The sequence below is a fragment of the Novosphingobium sp. HII-3 genome (assembly GCF_002916655.1).
In the GTDB taxonomy this organism is placed as follows: domain Bacteria; phylum Pseudomonadota; class Alphaproteobacteria; order Sphingomonadales; family Sphingomonadaceae; genus Novosphingobium; species Novosphingobium panipatense.
This window is the reverse complement of sequence record NZ_PPSM01000061.1, coordinates 1-3,907: the sequence shown is the minus strand read 5'-3', so window position 1 is coordinate 3,907 and position 3,907 is coordinate 1. Positions and strand designations below refer to the sequence as shown.

The following is a 3,907-nucleotide window of genomic DNA, read 5'->3' as shown; positions in this document are numbered from 1 at the left end:
CTTCAATCGGATCAAGCAGTTCCGGGGCATCGCCACCCGATATGACAAGGATGCTGCCAACTATCTCGCGGCCATCAAGCTCATATGCGTCAGGCTGTGGTGCAATGCGTAATGAGTCCACGCCCTAGGTCGACAACCTTTACGGTCCCGCCGCATTCTCGAGCGAAAGCTTCCAGAGCTTCTCGCCGCGCGCTGCTGCGTCCGTGCGGGTCGCGAACACCTGCATTAACGGCATAACCTTCTTTGATCAGGGTTTGGGCCGTCAGAAGTCCCATGCCTGAACCGGACCCAGAGATGAGGACTGTCTTTTTCATTTTGGAAAACTCCTCGATTTCATCGCACGCCGGCTCATAGAGCCCGCGCTTTACGCGTGTTGTTGGTTGCGATTGGTCAGAGTGCGGACGCGGTCGGGCGAACGATCATCTCGGTGGTGTCGACGTCCGCAGGCTGCTCGACGGCAAAGCGGACTGCCTTGGCGATGGCGAACGGGCTGATCGCGACCTTGCGATATTCCTTCATCTCCTCACGCCCCTTGGGATCGGAGATCGAGTCGGCCAGTTCAGATTCGGTCACACCCGGGCTGATCACCGTCACGCGAATCTTGTCGTTTTCCTGGCGTAGACCTTCGGAGATCGCCCGCACCGCGAATTTGGTCGCACAGTATACCGCTGCAGTCGGAGAGACGACGTGACCGCCCGTCGAGGCGATGTTGATCACGTGACCGAAGCCCTGTTCATTCATGACGGGGAGCACAGCGGCGATGCCGTAGAGCGTTCCCTTGATGTTGACGTCAACCATCCGGTCCCATTCGTCGACCTTCAGAGCGGCCATCGGAGACAGCGGCATGACGCCAGCATTGTTGACGATCACGTCGATCCTGCCGAACCGGCCCCGTGCCTCTTCGGCAAATGCTGCAACTTCAGCCTGATCCGTGACATCCAGCGCTTTCGCCAATGCCTTGCCGCCGGCGGCTTCGATTTCCCGGACCAGCTTTGCAAGACGCTCCGTGCGGCGTGCGCCCAGCACAACCGTGGCTCCTGCTTCGGCAAGAGTGCGGGCTGTGGCTTCACCGATACCGCTGCTTGCGCCGGTGATCAGTACGACCTTGCCATTGAGATTCTGCATGGAATCAATCCTTTCACTTGGTTGGTGAAGCGGATGTATCCCTTCGGACGGTCACCGATAATCACATGGAAAACGTCAAGCTTTGTTAGCGGGACACGCATATTCCTTCCATCTAGTCGATTTTCTCGATCCTAAGCGTCGATCCTATTCGTCTATTTTGAGCAGCTGTGCGATGCCATTTGGGCCTCAGCAGCCGTCGCGGTGACCGGCTGAACCAGACGAAGGAGACATCGAATGTATACTGCAACTGTCAGCCCCGCCCAGACCTTCTCGGGCGCAAACACGAACGCCATTGGCGCTTCCTATGCTGCCCTCGCCGGCCGCGTACTGATCGCTCCGCTCTTCCTGCTTTCGGGCGTGTCCAAGGTGGCCGCCCCTGCCGCAACCATTGGCATGATTGAAAGCGTCGGCCTTCCCCTTCCCTCGGTCGGCTTCGGCCTGGCTGTTTTGGTCGAGATCCTCGGCAGCGTCGCTCTCCTCGCAGGCTATCGCACCCGATTGGTAGCTGCAGTCATGGCCCTGTTCACGCTTGGCGCCGCGCTCGCCTTCCACAACAACCTCGCCGATCAAAACCAGCTCATCCATTTCTTCAAGAACATTTCGATCATCGGCGGCCTTCTGCAGATCGTGGCTTTCGGTGCCGGTCGCTTCAGCCTGGATGGCAAGGCGAGCCGCTGAGCATATCCTCGGCACGGCCGAGTCGTGCCGAGCATTCCAGCTTCGATACAGGACCAGGTTTATGAAACGTACAATCACTCTCTTGGCGGCCGTAGCGGCAATGGCCTCTAGCCCTTCAACCGTCAGCGCCAAGGACGCGAGCCACATCCAGAACGTAGTCCTAGTGCATGGCGCCGCGATGGATGGATCGAGCTGGCGCAAGGTCTACGACATTCTCGTCCGCAAACATTACGCCGTGTCGGTCGTCCAGCTCCCCCTGTCGGGTCTGGACGCTGATATCGCTGCCACCCGCGCCGTCATAGCGCGCCAGAATGGCCCGGTAGTGCTGGTGGGCCATTCTTATGGCGGTGCCGTCATCACTGTCGCTGGCGAAGATCCAAAGGTGAAATCACTCGTCTATGTCGCGGCCATTCAACCCGACGCAGGTGAATCTGTCGGTGAACTCAATGCCAGATGGCCGCTCCCAAGCCATGTGCTGATGGTCGACGAGATGTCGCTGATCGTCGATCCCGCCATGTTCAAACATGACGTGGCTGACGATTTGTCTGCCGACGAAGCACGCTATCTTGCTGCTTCTCAGCGCCCTACCGCAGTAAGCAGCTTTTCCGCGAAGGTGCCGGCGGCAGCATGGCACGCAAAACCGAGCTTCGGCATCGTCGCACAGAATGATCGCACGCTTTCCCCTGAGATGCTGCGAACTCTCTACCGCCGCTCGCATACGGTGGCCGTCGAGTTTCCAGGAAGTCACTTGATCCAAATTTCGAAACCCCGCGAGGTGGCCGATGTCGTCGTCAAGGCCTCGAAGGTGGATTTCTGACTGGCTATCGTGCCCGCTAGGATGCCTGATTTGTAGCGCCACTATGTGGCTTCGCTAAAAAACCTTAGCGCGAACGGCGCGATTATTTCCCTGAACATTGCCCCCTATTCCGTCCACATACAGCCGAGGATGGACGTGTCCGTTGGCTTCGGAGGATGACATCATGAACAGAAATCAAGAGGTGAGCCATGACGTAGCTTTGATCCGAAAGCCTCTGGTATGCGGCCTCAGCCCTGACACGCTCCAAAGCAGCACGCTGGTCTCACGAAATAGGGGGCTTCAATGAAATGGATGCCTGTTCTTCTGACGCTGTGCGGCTTCAATGCCGGGCAAGCGACCCAAATTACCTACTCCCTTGAATTCATGATTGCCGAACTCCGCGAATTTGGCGGTCGGTGAAAGCGGCTCCGGCTCTGCATAGCAAGAGAAGCTCGGAAGTCCCCCATCAACCCATGTGCCCAGAAGCAACCGCTGTTTGCGGACGCGCTGGCGCGCGCCCTGCTTCCAGCAACCAAGTCTGCATACGCAGCATTTTAAAAGGATATTATTTCATGAAGAAGCTTATCATTGCGTCCGCTGCTCTGCTCGCTGCGTCGAGCGTTTCGGCTGCAGCCTCTGCCGAAACGTTCAACGGCCCCTTTGGCGGTGCACAAATTGGCTGGAATCACGACGAGGCCGGCAGCGTCGGCACCTCGGTCGGCCGAGTGAACCCATCCAATGAGCACGACGCCTTCATCGGTGGCGCGTTTGTCGGCTACGATTACAAGATTGCGCCCAAGGTGGTGATCGGCGCCGAAGCGGGGTTCATTGTAGGCGCCGATGACGCGCTGTCTGGCGCCGCTGCAGGTAGTGCCCTTGTTCTCGATCCGAAATACTCAATCGATGTCAGCGCTCGAGCCGGTTACCTGGTCCAGGAAAACACCCTCCTGTACGTCCGCGGCGGATATTCGAATGTTCGTGCGAACGTGCGGCTGACTGGAGCTTCGGGAAGTCGCAGCGGCAAGGACAACCGCGATGCCTGGATGCTCGGCGGCGGCGTCGAGCACGCAATCACGCAGAACATCTCCGCTCGCCTTGAGTATCGATATTCAGATCTGAGCGAGGGTCGCGGGTCCTGGGATCGGCACCAGATGCTCCTTGGCGCAACATATCGCTTTTAACTAGGGGGCAAACTCATAAATCGGGTTGAGCTGGCAGCGGTGGCGTGATTCAGGCTTCCTTCGGAAACGGAGGGCGTATGACGCGGCGGCGATATGAACTGACGGACAAGGAATGGCTCATCATCGA

At 58.3% G+C, this 3,907-nt stretch carries 4 protein-coding genes and 1 pseudogene; 4 read left to right on the top strand and 1 reads right to left on the bottom strand.

The window, feature by feature from the left end; translation table 11 throughout:
• Positions 1 to 112, top strand: a pseudogene (locus C2R25_RS17320) (IS5/IS1182 family transposase); the annotation flags it as partial.
• 278 nt (positions 113 to 390) lie between these two features.
• Here the strand turns inward: C2R25_RS17320 and C2R25_RS17310 are convergent.
• Positions 391 to 1,125 carry an SDR family oxidoreductase gene (locus tag C2R25_RS17310; RefSeq protein WP_103730406.1) on the bottom strand — a complete coding sequence of 245 codons (735 nt, stop codon included), beginning with the start codon at positions 1,123 to 1,125 and terminating at the stop codon, positions 391 to 393.
• Positions 1,126 to 1,359: 234 nt separating this feature from the next.
• Here C2R25_RS17310 and C2R25_RS17305 point away from each other — a divergent pair, with 234 nt between their 5' ends.
• The 3 genes from C2R25_RS17305 (at position 1,360) to C2R25_RS17295 (ending at position 3,780) form a co-directional block, all read left to right on the top strand.
• A complete protein-coding gene (locus C2R25_RS17305) occupies positions 1,360 to 1,803 on the top strand; it encodes a DoxX family protein (RefSeq protein ID WP_103730405.1) in 444 nt (147 codons plus the stop codon).
• A gap of 61 nt (positions 1,804 to 1,864) precedes the next feature.
• On the top strand, positions 1,865 to 2,620 hold the full coding sequence (locus C2R25_RS17300) for an alpha/beta fold hydrolase (RefSeq protein WP_103730404.1): 756 nt from the start codon (positions 1,865 to 1,867) through the stop codon (positions 2,618 to 2,620).
• A 452-nt stretch (positions 2,621 to 3,072) separates the two neighbouring features.
• Positions 3,073 to 3,780 (top strand): outer membrane protein, encoded by a 708-nt coding sequence (locus C2R25_RS17295; RefSeq protein ID WP_233204110.1) that lies wholly within the window; start codon positions 3,073 to 3,075, stop codon positions 3,778 to 3,780.
• Positions 3,781 to 3,907: the final 127 nt, after the last annotated feature.

Coding starts and splice junctions, on each gene's coding strand:
- C2R25_RS17295 (WP_233204110.1), top strand. CDS start 3,073: ATGTGCCCAGAAGCAACCGCTGTTTGCGGACGCGCTGGCGCGCGCCCT.
- C2R25_RS17305 (WP_103730405.1), top strand. CDS start 1,360: ATGTATACTGCAACTGTCAGCCCCGCCCAGACCTTCTCGGGCGCAAAC.
- C2R25_RS17300 (WP_103730404.1), top strand. CDS start 1,865: ATGAAACGTACAATCACTCTCTTGGCGGCCGTAGCGGCAATGGCCTCT.
- C2R25_RS17310 (WP_103730406.1), bottom strand. CDS start 1,125: ATGCAGAATCTCAATGGCAAGGTCGTACTGATCACCGGCGCAAGCAGC.